The organism is uncultured Mucilaginibacter sp. (genome assembly GCF_903893715.1).
In the GTDB taxonomy this organism is placed as follows: Bacteria; Bacteroidota; Bacteroidia; order Sphingobacteriales; family Sphingobacteriaceae; genus Mucilaginibacter.
Genome location: NZ_CAITNG010000066.1, coordinates 1 through 15,154 on the forward strand (window position 1 = coordinate 1; position 15,154 = coordinate 15,154).

A 15,154-nucleotide genomic window follows, 5' to 3' on the forward strand; every position below is an offset into this window, starting at 1 on the left:
GACCGATATCGACTAAGGGATAAAATCATTTATTTAAAACGATATGAAAACTTATAAGATACTGACAATCATTGGCTTATTAAGCCTAACAGCATTAACATTCAGCGCGTTCAGGACTCCGCGCAAAGCCAAGGCCGCTCCAAATAACGGCTTTGCTTTGGTAGAACTCTTTACTTCGGAAGGATGTTCGAGCTGCCCACCTGCCGATGAACTGGTGGCCAAAATAGTAAAGGAAGACAAAAATCTGCCCGTGTATGTGTTGGCTTATCATGTAGATTACTGGAACAGCCTGGGTTGGAAGGATCAGTTTAGCAGTGCGGAATACTCATCAAGACAAAGGCAGTATGCCGGCTGGTTGAAATTGGAGTCGGTTTACACCCCACAAATTGTGGTAAACGGCAAAACTGAGTTTGTAGGTTCAAACGAAAGCAGCCTGCGGAGCGCGATACAAAACGGCTTGCAAAAAGCCAATAACGACCAGCTGACCATTGACAACGCGAGTGTGAATGCCAATCAGCTTACTGTGCAATATGAAACCAAAGCCAGCAGCGCCAACCGAGACCTGCTGATAGCCTTCGTTCAAAAAGCCGGACATACCGACGTTAAACGCGGCGAGAACGGCGGCCGGGTACTAAACCATGTAAATATCGTACGCGAGATGAATAGTATCAGTCTTAAGCAACCAAACGGTACGGCCACTGTTAAGCTGCCACAAGGTTATAACGCTCAGGGCTGGGAAGTAATCGGCTTTGTACAGAATATTTCCAATGGTGAGATATTGTCTGCACAAAAAGTTGTACTTTCAGGCATCTAAACCATTAACCCCAATCAATGAAAAAAATCGTAGAAAAGCATTCGCTGGCCATGCGCTGGTTCCACTGGATCAACTTCCCGGTGTTGTTTTTGATGACATGGAGCGGCATGCTCATATATTGGGGCAACGATGTGTACAAGATAGTGATAGGCGGCAAAGTGCTGTTCAACTTTTTCCCGGAAGGTTTTTACAGGTTCTTTAACATCAGCCACCGTTTGTCGGAAGGTATGGCGCTGCACTTTTTGTTTATGTGGTTCTTTTTTGCCAACGGGGTGTTGTATGTACTCTATACCATCATTTCGGGCGAATGGCGCGAACTGGTACCTCAAAAAAAGTCGTTTAAAGAGGCTTGGTTAGTGGTGTTGCACGACCTGCATATCCGCAAAACAGCGCCGCCGCAAAACAAGTACAATGCCGCGCAGCGCATAGCCTATACCTCAATTATCGTGATGGGCTTTGGTTCGATAATTACGGGGCTGGCCATTTACAAACCCGTGCAGCTTAACTGGCTGTGCTTTATATGCGGAGGCTACCATTTTGCAAGGATTATACATTTCGCGCTTACACTGGGCTATGTGTTCTTTTTCCTGATACATATTTTCCAGGTGATCATGGCAGGATGGAAGAATTTCCAGTCGGTAATTACCGGTTTTGAAGTAATTGATGATAAGACGTTGAACGAATTAGCAAACGAAGAACATGGAAGAGCCAATTAACGATCCCGGACAAACACCGAAACCGAACGACACTTCGCCAAACCATAAAATTGAGGAACTGGATGCCGAAGCTTTGTTGGACAAGCAGATAAAACGGCGCAGGTTTATCGCATTTGGCAGCTTTATTGTGTTGCAGGCTGCCGCATTTGGTGGCTGGAAATGGCTTGCCAACAGTCCTGAAGAAGTTAAAACCGTAACGGCCGGTGCCAAAGCGCCATTGCGCAGGGCCTTAAACCAGACCGAGCTATTTTGCAGAAGGCTGTTTAGCGGTAACCACCTGGTAAAAACATATCCGAAAGAAATGGTGCCAAAAAACCTGCGCAGCAACAGCTACGTGGGCATGCCCGATAACTTTAACCCCGCAAACTGGAAAATGCAGGTAGTTAAAAGCCCTACAGAGACCTTGACCCTAACGATAGACGATATTAAGGCACTGCCCAAAACCGAGCTGATATACGACTTTAAATGCGTTGAAGGCTGGGACCAGATACAACATTGGGCAGGAGTAAAATTCAGTGATTTTGTAGCGCATTATAAGCTTGATAAACAAGCGGCCATGGAGTATGTAGGTTTTGCTACCGAAGACAAGCAGTATTATGTTGGGATTGATATGCCGAGTGCCCTGCACCCGCAAACGCTACTTGCGTACGAGGTTAATGATGGGCCCATCCCTATACAGAACGGTGCGCCGTTAAGGCTCATCATCCCTGTAAAATATGGTATCAAAAACCTGAAAAGGATTGCCACCATTAGTTTTAGCAACCAACGTCCGCCTGACTATTGGGCGGAGCAGGGTTACGATTATTATTCGGGCCTATAAGGTCTAATTGCCCGTATTGAAAGTCAACGCGCTCATTAAATCGTTGATATTGGCCCGTTTACGGTAGTCGGTATCAAAATGTGCGAAAATGATCTTCTCTTTTTTGTTGATGACGTAGGTTGCGGGTATGGGCAATACATGGTCCATATTGCCGTTGTTGGCGTCCATATCGATATGGTATTTATGCATCAGGTCGAGGTCGCTGGCACTCACCACATAATCGACCCTGTAGGCTTTCATTATTTTGTAGCCCTTGTCGTTGATAATGGGGAACGATGCCCCGGTTTTGGATATGGTGGTGTTGATGGCAAGTTCGGTTTCGGGGGTAACGCCTATTACAATAACTCCCTTCGAGGTAATCTTGGCCAAATTGTCTTGTATCTCTTTGATATACTTGTTACAATAAGGGCACCATTGCCCCCGGTAAAAGAACAGCACGATGGCATTGTTTTTTTTCAACAGGGCTTTTAAACTGTGCTTTTTGCCTAAATAATCGACCCCGTTGAAATCGGGGGCTTTAGAGCCGACCATCAGGGCCGTGGGTTGAGAAAGGGAAGCCTGCGCAGCTATGGGTGGAGTGGCCGGCGATGTTGGGGTTGTTGCCTGCTGGGCGTTTGCACCAACCGAAACCAAGAGGACAAAAACGACAAACATGTACTTTTTCATGGTATCACGGTTCTTTGAAATACTGCTGTTAAAGCTATAAAAACAAAACGGGACAGCAAAATTTTGCCGTCCCGAATGCTATTAAGGTTTGGTTTAGTTGTACTTTTAAAACACCTGCTCAAACAGGTTAATGGCATCCTTGCTTTCTAAAGCAGAATGGCCCATTAAAAACTCGTCTACCCTACGGGCACATTCACGGCCTTCGGATATTGCCCATACTACCAACGACTGGCCACGGCGCATATCGCCCGCGGCAAATACTTTACCTGTATTGGTACGATAAACACCCTCACGAGCCTTCACGTTTTTACGCTCATCAAGCTCAACACCTAACTGCTCCAACATACCAGTATGTTGCGGGTGTAAAAAGCCCATCGCCAAAAACACAGCCTGACAAGGCATTTCGCGTTCTGAACCTTCAACTTCAACAAATTTAACGGGCCGGTTCATGACATCGAGTTCCCAACTTACATCGGTTACGCGTAAAGCACGCAGGTTGCCGTCCGCATCACCTAAAAACTCCTTAGTATTAACTCCCCAATGGCGCACAGCACCTTCTTCGTGCGAGCTGGTTACTTTTAGCAACATTGGATAAGTTGGCCAAGGCATATGTTGTGTGCGTTGTTCGGGCGGTTTGCCCATCACTTCAAATTGGGTAACCGATTTGGCGCCTTGGCGGTTTGAGGTACCCACACAGTCGGAACCGGTATCACCACCACCAATTACCACTACATCTTTGCCTGTAGCTAAAATATCTTCAGCGTTAAAGCCTATTCCGCTTACGCGTTTATTCTGTTGTTTCAGAAAATCCATCGCGAAGTAAATGCCTTTTAAGTCGCGTCCCGGTATAGGCAAGTTTCGTGGAATAGTTGAACCGCCGGCCAGTATCACAGCATCGTTGCCACGAACAAGTTCTTCGGGCATAATATCCTTGCCAACTTCGGTGTTCAGTTTAAACACCACACCATCCTCTTCCATCAGTTTAACCCGACGTTCAACTACCCATTTCTCCAATTTAAAATCGGGGATGCCGAAACGTAACAAACCTCCGGGTTTATCATCGCGCTCGTAAACTGTTACCAAATGGCCGGCTTTTACCAGTTGGGCTGCAGCAGCCAAACCAGCAGGGCCCGACCCTACAACGGCCACTTTTTTACCGGTTTTAACCAAAGGCGCGGTAGGTTTTACAAGGTTTTTAGAATATGCTATCTCGATGATATGCTTCTCAATCTCTTCAATTGCTACAGGCGGTTTATTGATGCCCAATACGCAAGCGGCCTCGCATGGCGCAGGGCATATCCTGCCTGTAAACTCAGGAAAGTTATTAGTCGATGATAAGATGGTATACGCTTCCTCCCAATCTTTACGATAAACGGCGTCGTTAAATTCGGGGATGATATTGCCAAGCGGGCACCCGTTATGGCAAAAAGGCACACCGCAATTCATGCAGCGGGCACTTTGTTCGTTTAGCTTTTCGTCCGAATAGGGCTGTACAAATTCGTTATAGTTCGTAATGCGTTCTTTAGGGGTAATTTTTGACGGCAGTTCCCTGTCGAACTCTTTAAATCCGGTTGGTTTTCCCATTATAATAATTAGCTGATGGTTTGATATTGTGCCTGTTGTAAAACCTTTTTGTATTCTTTAGGGAATACCTTAACAAACTTGAGCAATGATTCTTCCCAGTTTTCCAACAAGGATTTGGCCACAGTGCTGCCCGTAATTTGTACGTGCTTGCGCAACAGGGTAACTATCTGTTCTTTGTCTTTTGCAGATAGTGGGTCAAGGTCCACCATCTCGGTATTGCAGTTTTCAGTGAAAGTATCTTCAGGATCGTAAACCCAGGCGATACCACCGCTCATACCTGCAGCAAAGTTACGGCCTGTTTTACCTAAGATGAGGGCTCGTCCACCAGTCATGTATTCGCAACCGTGATCGCCAACACCTTCTACAACCGCTGTAGCGCCCGAGTTACGCACGGCAAAACGTTCGCCCGCCATACCACGGATAAATACCTCACCCGATGTTGCGCCATAAAGAGCAACGTTACCAATCAGAATATTATCTTCAGGAACAAAAGTTGCATCTTTTGACGGGTAAATAGCCAACTGCGCACCTGAAAGACCCTTACCTACATAATCATTGGCTTCGCCTTCCAGTTCGAAGGATATGCCTTTTGCAGCAAAAGCTCCAAAACTTTGCCCTGCCGAACCTGTGAACTTGTAGTTGATGGTATTTTCCGGCAATCCAGTTGAACCATAACGTTTTGATATCTCGTTTGATAACAAAGTGCCTATAGTACGGTCTGTATTTTTCACATCGAAAGAGGCAAAAACCGGGCTTTGGTCTTCCAATGCGGGTTTCGCTTGCTCCAATAGCTTCCAATCAATTATTTCGTCCATGCCATGGTCCTGCTTTTCGCTATTGTAAAGCGTTGCTCCTTTAGCATTGTAAACCGGGTGTAAAATCCCCGAAAGGTCAATTTTGTTCAACTTCCAATGTTTTAAACCATCCCTTACTTTAAGGAATTGTACGCGGCCTACCATTTCGTTTATGGTGCGGAAACCTAATTCGGCCATGATTTCGCGCATTTCCTCTGCCAAAAAGCGAAACAGGTTAACAATATGTTCCGGCTTGCCGGTAAACAGCTTACGCAGTTCAGCGTCTTGTGTTGCTACGCCTACAGGGCAAGTGTTCAAATGGCATTTGCGCATCATGATACAGCCGCCTGCAACCAAAGCGGCCGTTGCAACGCCCCATTCCTCTGCTCCCATTAAGGCAGCAATGGCCAAATCGCGGCCGGTTTTCATCTGACCGTCGGCCTGTAACACCACACGACTGCGTAATTTATTGCGTACCAGGGTTTGGTGGGCTTCGGCTAAACCTAACTCCCACGGCAATCCTGCATGCTTTATCGAGCTTATAGGCGACGCTCCTGTACCACCATCGTAACCTGCTATCAGGATAACATCGGCATGTGCTTTGGCAACGCCTGCTGCAATGGTGCCAACGCCCGCTTTAGAAACCAACTTTACGTTGATACGTGCGGCGCGGTTGGCATTCTTCAAATCGAATATCAGCTGTGCCAAGTCTTCGATCGAATAAATATCGTGGTGTGGTGGCGGCGATATCAAACCTACACCAGGTGTGGCGTGGCGTGTTTTGGCTATCCATGCATCCACTTTATCACCCGGCAACTGGCCACCTTCTCCCGGCTTTGCGCCTTGGGCCATTTTTATCTGTAACTCGTCGGCATTGGTCAAATAGTTACTGGTAACCCCAAAACGTGCTGAGGCGACCTGTTTGATGGCAGAACGCATCGAGTCGCCGTTCGGCATTGGTATATAACGCATTTCGTCTTCACCACCTTCGCCGGTATTGCTTTTGGCACCTATACGGTTCATGGCAATAGCCAACGTGCTGTGCGCTTCGTGCGAGATAGAGCCAAAAGACATCGCACCTGTCGCGAAACGCTTCATGATGTTCTCAGCCGGTTCAACTTCGTCAATCGAAATAGACTCGCGGTGATGCGCAAAATCAAGTAATCCGCGAATGGTATAATGCTTCTCAGTTTGCTCGTTAATCAATTTAGCGTATCGCTTGTAAACGTTGTAGTCGTTGGTTTTTGTGGCATGCTGCAACAGGTGGATGGTATCCGGATTAAACAAGTGGGCCTCGCCCCTGCGTTTCCATTGGTAAATACCACCTTCGGGCAATAAATGTATCTCATTTTTCGCCTCACCGAAACCTATTTTGTGCTTACACAAGGCTTCGCGGGCTATATCGTCGGTGCTTAAACCACCTATGCGAGTTACCGCGCCGGTAAAGTAACGGTCAACCACCTCTTTATTCAGGCCCAAAATCTCAAACACCTGCGAACCATGGTATGATTGTAAGGTGGAGATACCCATTTTGGAGAATATCTTTAATAAACCATCGCTAACGGCCTTAATATAGTTCTTCGAAAGCGCTTTAAAATCAAGACCACTGTTTAATTTGCCGTCATTTTTATGGGTTTCTATACTTGCTAACGCGAGGTATGGATTAATGGCACTTGCGCCAAATGCCAATAAACAGGCAAAATGATGCACTTCCCAAACATCACCGGCCTCAACCACCAAACCTACCGAACCCCGGTTACCCTTCTTAATAAGATGGTGATGCACTGCCGAAACAGCCATTAAGGATGGAATTGGCGCGTGCTCAGAATCAATTGCCCGGTCGGACAGTATCAATACTTCAAAGCCGTCGTCAACAGCGTCATCGGCATATCGGCAAAGCCTGGCTATCCCCTTTTCGAGCGAACCGGGCTGACCATCAGCCTTAAAATAAGTCTGCAATGTTTTGGCATGGAACAGGCCTGTATCGATACTACGTAGCTTCTCCAGTTCGTAATTGTTCAGGATGGGATGTTTCAGCGTTACGCAATGGCAATGCATCTTATCTTCATCCAGCAAATTGCCATTGTTACCTATAAAGGTAGCCAGGCTCATTACCAAACGTTCGCGAATCGGGTCGATTGGCGGGTTGGTAACCTGTGCGAAAAACTGTTTAAAGTAACTTGAAAGGTGCTGTGGCCTATCCGACAATATTGCCAGCGGCACATCGGTACCCATCGAACCTATAGGCTCTTTACCATCAATAGCCATCGGCATGATGATGGTCTCGATATCCTCGCGCGAGTAACCGAACACTTGCTGATATTTAAAAACAGAATCTGAAGCCAAGCTCGAGAATGTTAATCGCGGCTCGGGCAGTTCTTCCAAGCGGATCTTATAATTTTCTAACCATCGACCATAAGGCTGAGCTCCGGCTATTTTACGTTTTATTTCATCATCGGTGATGATTTTACCTTGCTCGGTATCAATCAACAACATCTTACCAGGCTGTAAACGGCCTTTTCGTATTACGGTAGTTTCGTCTAATGCCAACACACCCGCTTCGGATGCTACGATAACGCGATTGTCGCTGGTGACCACGTAGCGCAAAGGGCGCAGGCCATTCCGGTCTAACAAAGCTCCAATCAATTTACCGTCAGTGAAAGTTAATGCGGCCGGACCATCCCATGGCTCCATTAACGTTGCATGATACTCGTAGAACGCCTTTTTTATAGGGTCCATTTGCTCATTGCCATCCCATGCCTCTGGTACCAGCATCATCATTACATGCGGTAGTGAGCGGCCGGAGTGAAGCAGTATCTCAACGATGTTATCCAAACATGCCGAATCGGACTGGTTATTGTCAATTACCGGTAGCAACATTTCCATCTCATCTTGCGTGAAATAAGGAGACACATATGATTTTAAACCGGAATAAAACCAGTTCAAATTGCCCGTTAAAGTATTGATTTCGCCATTGTGCGCCATCATACGAAAGGGCTGTGCCAAACGCCATGAGGGGAATGTATTAGTTGAAAACCGCGAGTGTATCATCCCAAAAGCTGATGCCATGCGCGGGTCTGAGAGGTCGTTAAAATATTGCCTAACCTGGTAAGTAGTTAACTGCCCTTTGTAGATAATGGTTTTACAACTTAACGAAGTAAAATAAAAATGCTCAGGTGCATCCTTTATCGATTCGCTAACGGTTTTGGTGATATAGCGGCGCAAAACATACAATTTGCGCTCAAAATCGTCAGGGTTGATAATATGGTGCGGCCGAGCAATAAATATCTGTTCGATATCCGGTTCTGCAGCAAGAGCTGTTTCGCCAACACATGAAGGATTTACAGGTACTTTGCGGTGGCCCAAAATATGCAAACCCAGTTTTTCAGCAGCATTTTTTATGATAGTGCGACTAGCCTTTTTCACTGCCGGATCCTTTGGTAAAAAGGTCATACCCACACCGTACTCGCCGGGCTCAGGAAGGCTGATCTCGAGACTGGTGCATTCTTCCATAAAAAACTCGTGTGGTATCTGAATCAGTATTCCAGCTCCGTCGCCCGACAAAGGGTCGCAGCCGCATGCGCCGCGGTGCTCCATATTTTCTAATATGGTCAGCGCATCAACAATAATCTGGTTTGATTTTTGACCGTGTATGTTTGTCAAAAAGCCGGTCCCGCATGAGTCGTGTTCAAATTCTGGCCTGTACAAGCCATGTTGGTTACAATCAGTTTGCTCCATTTTTATAAAAAGGTGTGATAACGAAGTTACGCAATATGATGAAAATTATAAAATGTTTAGTCTTTTTTTCACATTGTTTAATATTTATATGTTATTAATTACAATAAATGCAAAATTAGCAATTATCTGATAAAATAATTATGGAATTTAAAAAAAACAAATAGCTACACTTAGTTGTTAAGACTATATAAATTCTATAATATCAATAGGATTTGTTTGAAAAATTCGCGTTTTGTGTTTTTCAACTAAAAAAGATGGAAATTTATGAAAATCGGAATCATTGGTGCAGGTAATATTGGCGCCACACTTGCAAACCTTTTTATTAAAGCCGGACATGCTGTGGCCATTAGCAATTCGCGTGGACCTTCATCGTTAAAAGACCTGGTAAAAGCATTGGGCGATAATGCCATCGCTCTAAGCGTAAACGATGCGGCTGCATTTGGCGAAATGGTTATTTTGGCCGTTCCCTGGCGCAAGTTTGAAGCCCTGCCCGACCCGGTATTGTTAAAAGACAAAATTGTGGTAGATGCTATGAACCCTTATAAAGAAGGCGGGGGATTAATTGACCTTGGAGACTCAACTTCGAGCGAGGAGACAGCCAAGCATTTGCCCGGTGCCAATATAGTAAAGGCATTTAATACCATTTGGTTTAAGCATTTGGCCGAAAGCGGCCGCAGCGATTTGCCTCTAAAAGAACGCAGAGCAATTTTCATAGCCGGCGATAACGTGGAATGCAAAGCCAAAGTTTCCCATTTGATTGAAGAAATTGGTTTCGCGGCCATTGATACGGGAAACCTGCACGATGGCGGAAAACTACAGGAACCACAATCTGAACTGTACAACAAAGAGATTACCTGCGAAGAGGCACATGCTTTATTGAAAAACTGAAAGCCTTGTTTGCTATATTTGGGCCATTACACTTAATGGCCTGTTTATGTTAAAAAATAAAGCCTTACTGTTATCGATAGCACTGTTATCATCGCAGTTTTGCATCGCACAAAGTTTAAAAGTCGCTGTTGCAGCTAACCTTCAATCAGTAATCAAGGTATTAGATGCCGATTTTGCCCAGAAAACAGGTATAGTTGTCGAGCCTATTATTGGTTCGTCGGGCAACCTCGCCAACCAAATAAAAAACGGAGCACCTTTCGATATCTTCCTCTCTGCCGATATGGGTTTCCCGCAAGACTTGTACACCAGCGGCTTTGCGATTGATAAGGCCATTGTTTACGCATCCGGCAGCCTAATTGTATGCAGCACGCAAAATATCAACCTGAAAAATTGGCAAACCCTCATCCTTACAAATAATGTTGCAAAAGTAGCCGTAGCCAACCCTGCAATTGCGCCATACGGCAAAGCTGCTATAGAAGCTTTGGCACAATTGGGCTTGGCCGACAAAATAAAAACCAAATTAGTAACAGGCGAAAGCATAGCGCAAGTAAACACCTATATTACAACCGGAGTAGTAACCATGGGCTTCACCAGTCAGTCACTATTGATGGATGCAGGGCAAACCGTCAAGTTGTATTGGGTCCCCGTGGAGCCTAAATTATACGCCCCTATAGAACAGGGAATGGTTATTTTAAAACACGCCAAAGAGAATAATCTCCAACAAGCCGAAAAATTCTATCAATATCTGCTATCTTCATCCGCTAAAGCGATATTTATCCAATATGGCTATATCGTAAAACAATGAAGAACGAGTCAACTTTTATCTGATGGATTGGTCGCCCATTTGGTTAACTTTAAAACTGGCAGCCACAACAACAATTATATTGCTGTTGATTGGTCTCCCGTTGGCTTACTGGCTATCGAAAGGCCGTTCTTTCGTCAAAATCGTCCTCGATGCCTTGATCACTATGCCCCTTGTGTTGCCGCCTTCTGTTCTCGGCTTTTACCTGCTGCTGGCATTTAGTCCGCAACATGGTCTCGGGCACTGGCTGCAACAAACCTTCAGTCTGCAGTTGGTATTCTCATTCCCCGGGTTGGTACTGGCATCGGTTATCTATAGTTTGCCTTTTATGATTGGACCTATTAAATCAGCTTTACAACAATTGCCACTATCTCTATCGCAGGCGTCTTACACCTTGGGTAAAACCGAATATCAAACCTTTCGAAAGATATTGCTGCCAAATATCAGGCCATCATTACTTACTGCCGTTGTGCTGACCTTTGCGCATACCTTAGGCGAGTTTGGTGTCGTGTTGATGATAGGCGGTAATATCCCAAACGTAACCCGCGTAGCCTCCATCGCCATTTACGATTCGGTCGAAAATATGGACTATGCCAGTGCCAATACTTATTCCCTCATCCTGTTCTCGCTTACATTCGCCATTGTTATGGCTGTATTCATTTTCAATAAACATACCGCCAAAAGCCCATTAGAATGATAGTTATTGACATTGAAAAGAAAATGCGTACCTATCAGGGGCCACAAATACTCCGGGTGGATAGCTGGATAGCCGCGCATACCATCACCAAGATATCCGGGCCATCCGGCTCGGGTAAAACAACCCTGCTCAAGGCCATAGCAGGACTTGTTACCCCCGAAAAAGGCCGCATCTCCTTTGAAGGCAAACTATGGCTCGATACCAAACAAAACTTTAACCTGCCTCCACAAAAGCGTAAAGTTGGCTTTGTATTTCAAAACTATGCCCTCTTTCCACATATGACGGTAATGCAGCACATGGAATACGCCACTACCGACCGCGATTGGATAAACAGCCTGCTCCATTTTGCCAAATTGGATACGCTGGTAACTCACAGGCCCGAATACCTTTCGGGAGGGCAACAACAGCGGCTTGCAATTATACGGGCATTAGCTACAAAACCCGAACTGCTGCTGATGGATGAGCCCTTTTCGGCTTTAGATTATGACATGAGGCGGGACACGGTTAACCAATTGGTTTATATTATAAATGAAATTGGGGCTACCTGCATTATTGTGAGCCACAACCCCAACGAGATAGACCATATCGCCACCAACTATCTTAAAATAGGATAAGGCCCGTTTGGGTATTCCTGTTTCCTTTTGTACCTTTCGCCATCAAACCCGGTTCACCAATTATCATGGCTATCCATAAGCGTATTAGCATCTTATTGCTGTTTATCATGTCGGCGATGTTCGCATCGGCGCAAAGTCTGTTGCCTGCAAAGCCCGAAACTGTTGGCCTGTCTTCTTCCCGCTTATCGCGGATTGATACCGTAATGAACGAATCTATCATGAGCGGCAAAATGCCTGGTATGGTAGCCCTAATCGCAAGGCATGGCAAGGTAGCTTACTATAAGTCTTTCGGGATGTTGGATATCGAAGCCCATAAACCCATGCCCAAAAACGCCGAGTTCCGCATTGCCTCCATGACCAAAGCCATCACGTCAGTAGCGTTGATGACCCTTTACGAACAAGGCAAATTCTTGCTTACCGATCCCATATCTAAATACATCCCCCAATTTAAAAGCCCCAAAGTAGTAGTGAAAGCCCCTACCGGCGATAGCACCATGCTTATTCCCGCCAAAAGCGAAATCACCATCCGCGAATTACTTAACCATACCTCCGGCATTACTTATGGCGATGCGCTCCAAAAGAAATACTATGAGCCGGCAGGCATGACCGTAGGCCTGTTACCCACCGAAGGCACTATTGGCGATAAGATAAAAGCCCTTGCCAAACTCCCCCTTATATCACAACCCGGCGAAGAGTTCCACTACGGCATGTCCGTCGACGTGCTCGGTTATCTCATCGAAGTATTAAGCCATCAGCCTTTGGACGAATACATACGTCAACATATTTTAGAACCTCTAAAAATGCCCGATACCTATTTCAGCCTGCCCGAAAGCAAGTTCCCGCGTTTGGCCAGCCTGTATGTTTTAGGCAAAGATGGCAAGGTCAATAAGGTGACCAAGTACTTCCCCTACCCTAAAAAGCAGACCTACTTTGCGGGTGGCGCGGGTTTGGTATCAACCGCTGCCGACTACTCCCACTTTGCCCAAATGCTGCTCAACAAGGGGCAACTGAACGGCACCCGCATTTTGAGCCGCAAAACCATCGAACTGATGACGGCCAATTCCATCGGCGATATCTTTATCTATACCTCATTTGCCCACAACGGCATCATGGGCGATAAATTTGGCCTCGGCTTCGGCATCCGCACCCAGAACGGCCATTTCGACGAGTTGGAAAGCCTCGGCAGTTTTGGTTGGGACGGTGCCTTTTATACCCGTTTCTGGGTCGACCCGAAGGAAGACCTGTTCGGCATCTTTATGTCGCAGGTAGATAGCAATTGGGACGAGACCCTCATCGGCAAATACAAAAACCTGGTCTATCAGGCAATTATTGATTAAGCACTATTGTATTGAAATTGTTGCATCAATCATTTGTAAATAAGCCATATAACAGCACCTTTGCATAAGTGTTCTGCACACAATTAACCAACCAATTAAAGCCATTCTCATGAAAACATCATCACTGTTTGCCATTGCCTTATACGCTGCCGTCGCTTTTTCCCTGAATGCCAACGCCCAGATAGGCCGCCGCTGGCCATCCGAAAAAAAGCTGGTGAAAGACCCGGTTACAGGCACCATGCTCACCTTTTTGACCAGCACCCCTGCCGGCGATTCCAAAATATATCAAACCCACCCGCAATGGACGTCCGACGGGCAATGGCTCGTGTTCCGCTCAAACCGTGCCCGTAACGAGGCAATGGCCGTAAACGAGACCACGGGCGATATCGTCCAAATAACCGAAGGCGGCTATACCGGCATGCTTTGCCTGGCCCGCAAGTCGATGAACCTATACTTTTTGCGCAACATAAACCCCAATGCCGAATCAACACCCAGCGGCACACCCGGGCAAACTCCCGCTGCTCCCGGTGCCCCACGTCGCGCCCCTACCGGGCTACAGATATGGGTAGTGAACCTGGCCAAAGTTTTTGCAGACAGCAAAGCCGGCACCATGAAACCCGCTTCCGAATACCAGCGCCTTTGCGGCACGCTACCTGCAGCCATGAACCCCGGCAACGATATGGCCCTCGATGCCGATGAACAAGTGGTTTACTGCCGTGTAGGGCACGATGAAGCCATGAAACACATCGCCCCCAATACCAAAATTGAACCTGCCTTTGGCCCCCGCAACATGGGTGCCGGCCCCTCGGGCTTGCTTAGCGTGAATGTTAACAGCGGCGAAATCAAGTACATCGTATCTGTTCCGTTCCAGATCGGCCACATACAGGTGAACCCATGGGTACCCGGCGAGATCGTTTTCTGCTGGGAAACCGGTGGCAAATCGCCGCAGCGCACCTGGACCGTGATGGCCGATGGCACAGGCTTAAGGCCACTATACCCCGAAGCACCTTACGAATGGGTAACGCACGAAGCAGTCATCACCAAAGACGAAGTGGCTATCGCCATTATGGGGCACCGTCCGGTTACCAAAACGGTATATACCCCTGCAACAACCGGAACCGAGTTTCGTGATGTAACCAACCCCGTAAACCCGGGCCAGGAGGCTGGATGGGGCAACTCGGGCACCCGCGAAAAACCTACCGGCCTGGGCATTGTTAACCTGCGCACCCGCGAAATGGTTATCATAGGCCAAACACCGAGTGGCAGCGGCCTTTGGCACGTAAACGGCTCGGCCGATGGCCGTTGGGCTGTGGGCGACGACTTCTCACGCACCATCTACCTCATCGACCGCCACACCCGCGAAATGATAGCCTTGTCTACAGGCCATAAACCTACCGCGCAGGACCACCCCCACCCAACCTTCAGCCCCGACGGTACGCGTATCGAGATCGAGTCGGCCATGCTCTCGGCTGATAACAAGTCAATGAACATCTGTATCATCCCAGTGCCCGATAGCTGGCTGAAAAGGCATTACGATAACTAAGTCGATTAAAAGTCAAATATCTATTATACAGGCAATTGCGAAAGTGATTGCCTTTTTTGTTGCTCGACGGAGGGGGGGGGGGGGGGGGGGGTAAAAATAATAAATTTTAATACAAAAAATAAAACAGATAGGAATAGCAAA

The 15,154-nt window shown here is 46.7% G+C and carries 12 protein-coding genes; 9 read left to right on the forward strand and 3 right to left on the reverse strand.

Annotation, left to right across the window (positions count from 1 at the left end; translation table 11 throughout):
- The first annotated feature begins 43 nt into the window (after window positions 1-43).
- From QZX97_RS08160 to QZX97_RS08170, 3 genes are read left to right on the forward strand one after another with little or no spacing between them, the layout of a single operon-like run.
- Window positions 44-814, forward strand: coding sequence for a DUF1223 domain-containing protein (locus tag QZX97_RS08160; protein WP_295651637.1), 771 nt, complete (start codon window positions 44-46; stop codon window positions 812-814).
- Window positions 815-831: 17 nt separating this feature from the next.
- Entirely contained in the window at window positions 832-1,530 is a 699-nt protein-coding gene (locus QZX97_RS08165; protein WP_295651636.1) for a cytochrome b/b6 domain-containing protein, read from the forward strand.
- A complete protein-coding gene (locus QZX97_RS08170; protein ID WP_295651635.1) occupies window positions 1,514-2,350 on the forward strand; it encodes a molybdopterin-dependent oxidoreductase in 837 nt (278 codons plus the stop codon). The genes QZX97_RS08165 and QZX97_RS08170 overlap by 17 nt, the downstream gene beginning before the upstream one ends.
- Before the next feature lie 3 nt (window positions 2,351-2,353).
- Here the strand turns inward: QZX97_RS08170 and QZX97_RS08175 are convergent, their stop codons facing one another.
- The 3 genes from QZX97_RS08175 to gltB form a co-directional block, all read right to left on the reverse strand.
- Entirely contained in the window at window positions 2,354-3,016 is a 663-nt protein-coding gene (locus QZX97_RS08175) for a peroxiredoxin family protein (RefSeq protein WP_295651634.1), read from the reverse strand.
- Window positions 3,017-3,121: 105 nt separating this feature from the next.
- The gene (locus QZX97_RS08180) at window positions 3,122-4,600 is read right to left on the reverse strand and encodes a glutamate synthase subunit beta (RefSeq protein WP_295651633.1); all 1,479 of its coding nucleotides are present in this window, start codon (window positions 4,598-4,600) and stop codon (window positions 3,122-3,124) included.
- Window positions 4,601-4,608: 8 nt separating this feature from the next.
- Entirely contained in the window at window positions 4,609-9,132 is a 4,524-nt protein-coding gene (gene gltB / locus QZX97_RS08185; protein ID WP_295664564.1) for a glutamate synthase large subunit, read from the reverse strand.
- Window positions 9,133-9,396: 264 nt separating this feature from the next.
- On the opposite strand from gltB, the gene QZX97_RS08190 reads away from it, so the two are divergent.
- From QZX97_RS08190 to QZX97_RS08215, 6 genes are all read left to right on the forward strand, one after another.
- On the forward strand, window positions 9,397-10,020 hold the full coding sequence (locus QZX97_RS08190; protein ID WP_295654924.1) for an NAD(P)-binding domain-containing protein: 624 nt from the start codon (window positions 9,397-9,399) through the stop codon (window positions 10,018-10,020).
- Window positions 10,021-10,066: 46 nt separating this feature from the next.
- On the forward strand, window positions 10,067-10,825 hold the full coding sequence (gene modA / locus QZX97_RS08195) for a molybdate ABC transporter substrate-binding protein (protein WP_295654926.1): 759 nt from the start codon (window positions 10,067-10,069) through the stop codon (window positions 10,823-10,825).
- Window positions 10,826-10,847: 22 nt separating this feature from the next.
- Window positions 10,848-11,519: a molybdate ABC transporter permease subunit gene (gene modB / locus QZX97_RS08200; protein ID WP_295654928.1), complete on the forward strand. Its 672-nt coding sequence runs from the start codon at window positions 10,848-10,850 to the stop codon at window positions 11,517-11,519.
- Window positions 11,516-12,133, forward strand: coding sequence for an ATP-binding cassette domain-containing protein (locus QZX97_RS08205; protein WP_295654930.1), 618 nt, complete (start codon window positions 11,516-11,518; stop codon window positions 12,131-12,133). The genes modB and QZX97_RS08205 overlap by 4 nt, the downstream gene beginning before the upstream one ends.
- A gap of 65 nt (window positions 12,134-12,198) precedes the next feature.
- Window positions 12,199-13,470 (forward strand): serine hydrolase domain-containing protein, encoded by a 1,272-nt coding sequence (locus QZX97_RS08210; protein WP_295654932.1) that lies wholly within the window; start codon window positions 12,199-12,201, stop codon window positions 13,468-13,470.
- A gap of 109 nt (window positions 13,471-13,579) precedes the next feature.
- Window positions 13,580-15,013 carry a hypothetical protein gene (locus QZX97_RS08215; RefSeq protein WP_295654933.1) on the forward strand — a complete coding sequence of 478 codons (1,434 nt, stop codon included), beginning with the start codon at window positions 13,580-13,582 and terminating at the stop codon, window positions 15,011-15,013.
- The last annotated feature ends 141 nt before the right edge of the window (window positions 15,014-15,154 follow it).

Coding starts and splice junctions, on each gene's coding strand:
- QZX97_RS08160 (WP_295651637.1), top strand. CDS start 44: ATGAAAACTTATAAGATACTGACAATCATTGGCTTATTAAGCCTAACA.
- QZX97_RS08165 (WP_295651636.1), top strand. CDS start 832: ATGAAAAAAATCGTAGAAAAGCATTCGCTGGCCATGCGCTGGTTCCAC.
- QZX97_RS08170 (WP_295651635.1), top strand. CDS start 1,514: ATGGAAGAGCCAATTAACGATCCCGGACAAACACCGAAACCGAACGAC.
- QZX97_RS08175 (WP_295651634.1), bottom strand. CDS start 3,016: ATGAAAAAGTACATGTTTGTCGTTTTTGTCCTCTTGGTTTCGGTTGGT.
- QZX97_RS08180 (WP_295651633.1), bottom strand. CDS start 4,600: ATGGGAAAACCAACCGGATTTAAAGAGTTCGACAGGGAACTGCCGTCA.
- gltB (WP_295664564.1), bottom strand. CDS start 9,132: ATGGAGCAAACTGATTGTAACCAACATGGCTTGTACAGGCCAGAATTT.
- QZX97_RS08190 (WP_295654924.1), top strand. CDS start 9,397: ATGAAAATCGGAATCATTGGTGCAGGTAATATTGGCGCCACACTTGCA.
- modA (WP_295654926.1), top strand. CDS start 10,067: ATGTTAAAAAATAAAGCCTTACTGTTATCGATAGCACTGTTATCATCG.
- modB (WP_295654928.1), top strand. CDS start 10,848: ATGGATTGGTCGCCCATTTGGTTAACTTTAAAACTGGCAGCCACAACA.
- QZX97_RS08205 (WP_295654930.1), top strand. CDS start 11,516: ATGATAGTTATTGACATTGAAAAGAAAATGCGTACCTATCAGGGGCCA.
- QZX97_RS08210 (WP_295654932.1), top strand. CDS start 12,199: ATGGCTATCCATAAGCGTATTAGCATCTTATTGCTGTTTATCATGTCG.
- QZX97_RS08215 (WP_295654933.1), top strand. CDS start 13,580: ATGAAAACATCATCACTGTTTGCCATTGCCTTATACGCTGCCGTCGCT.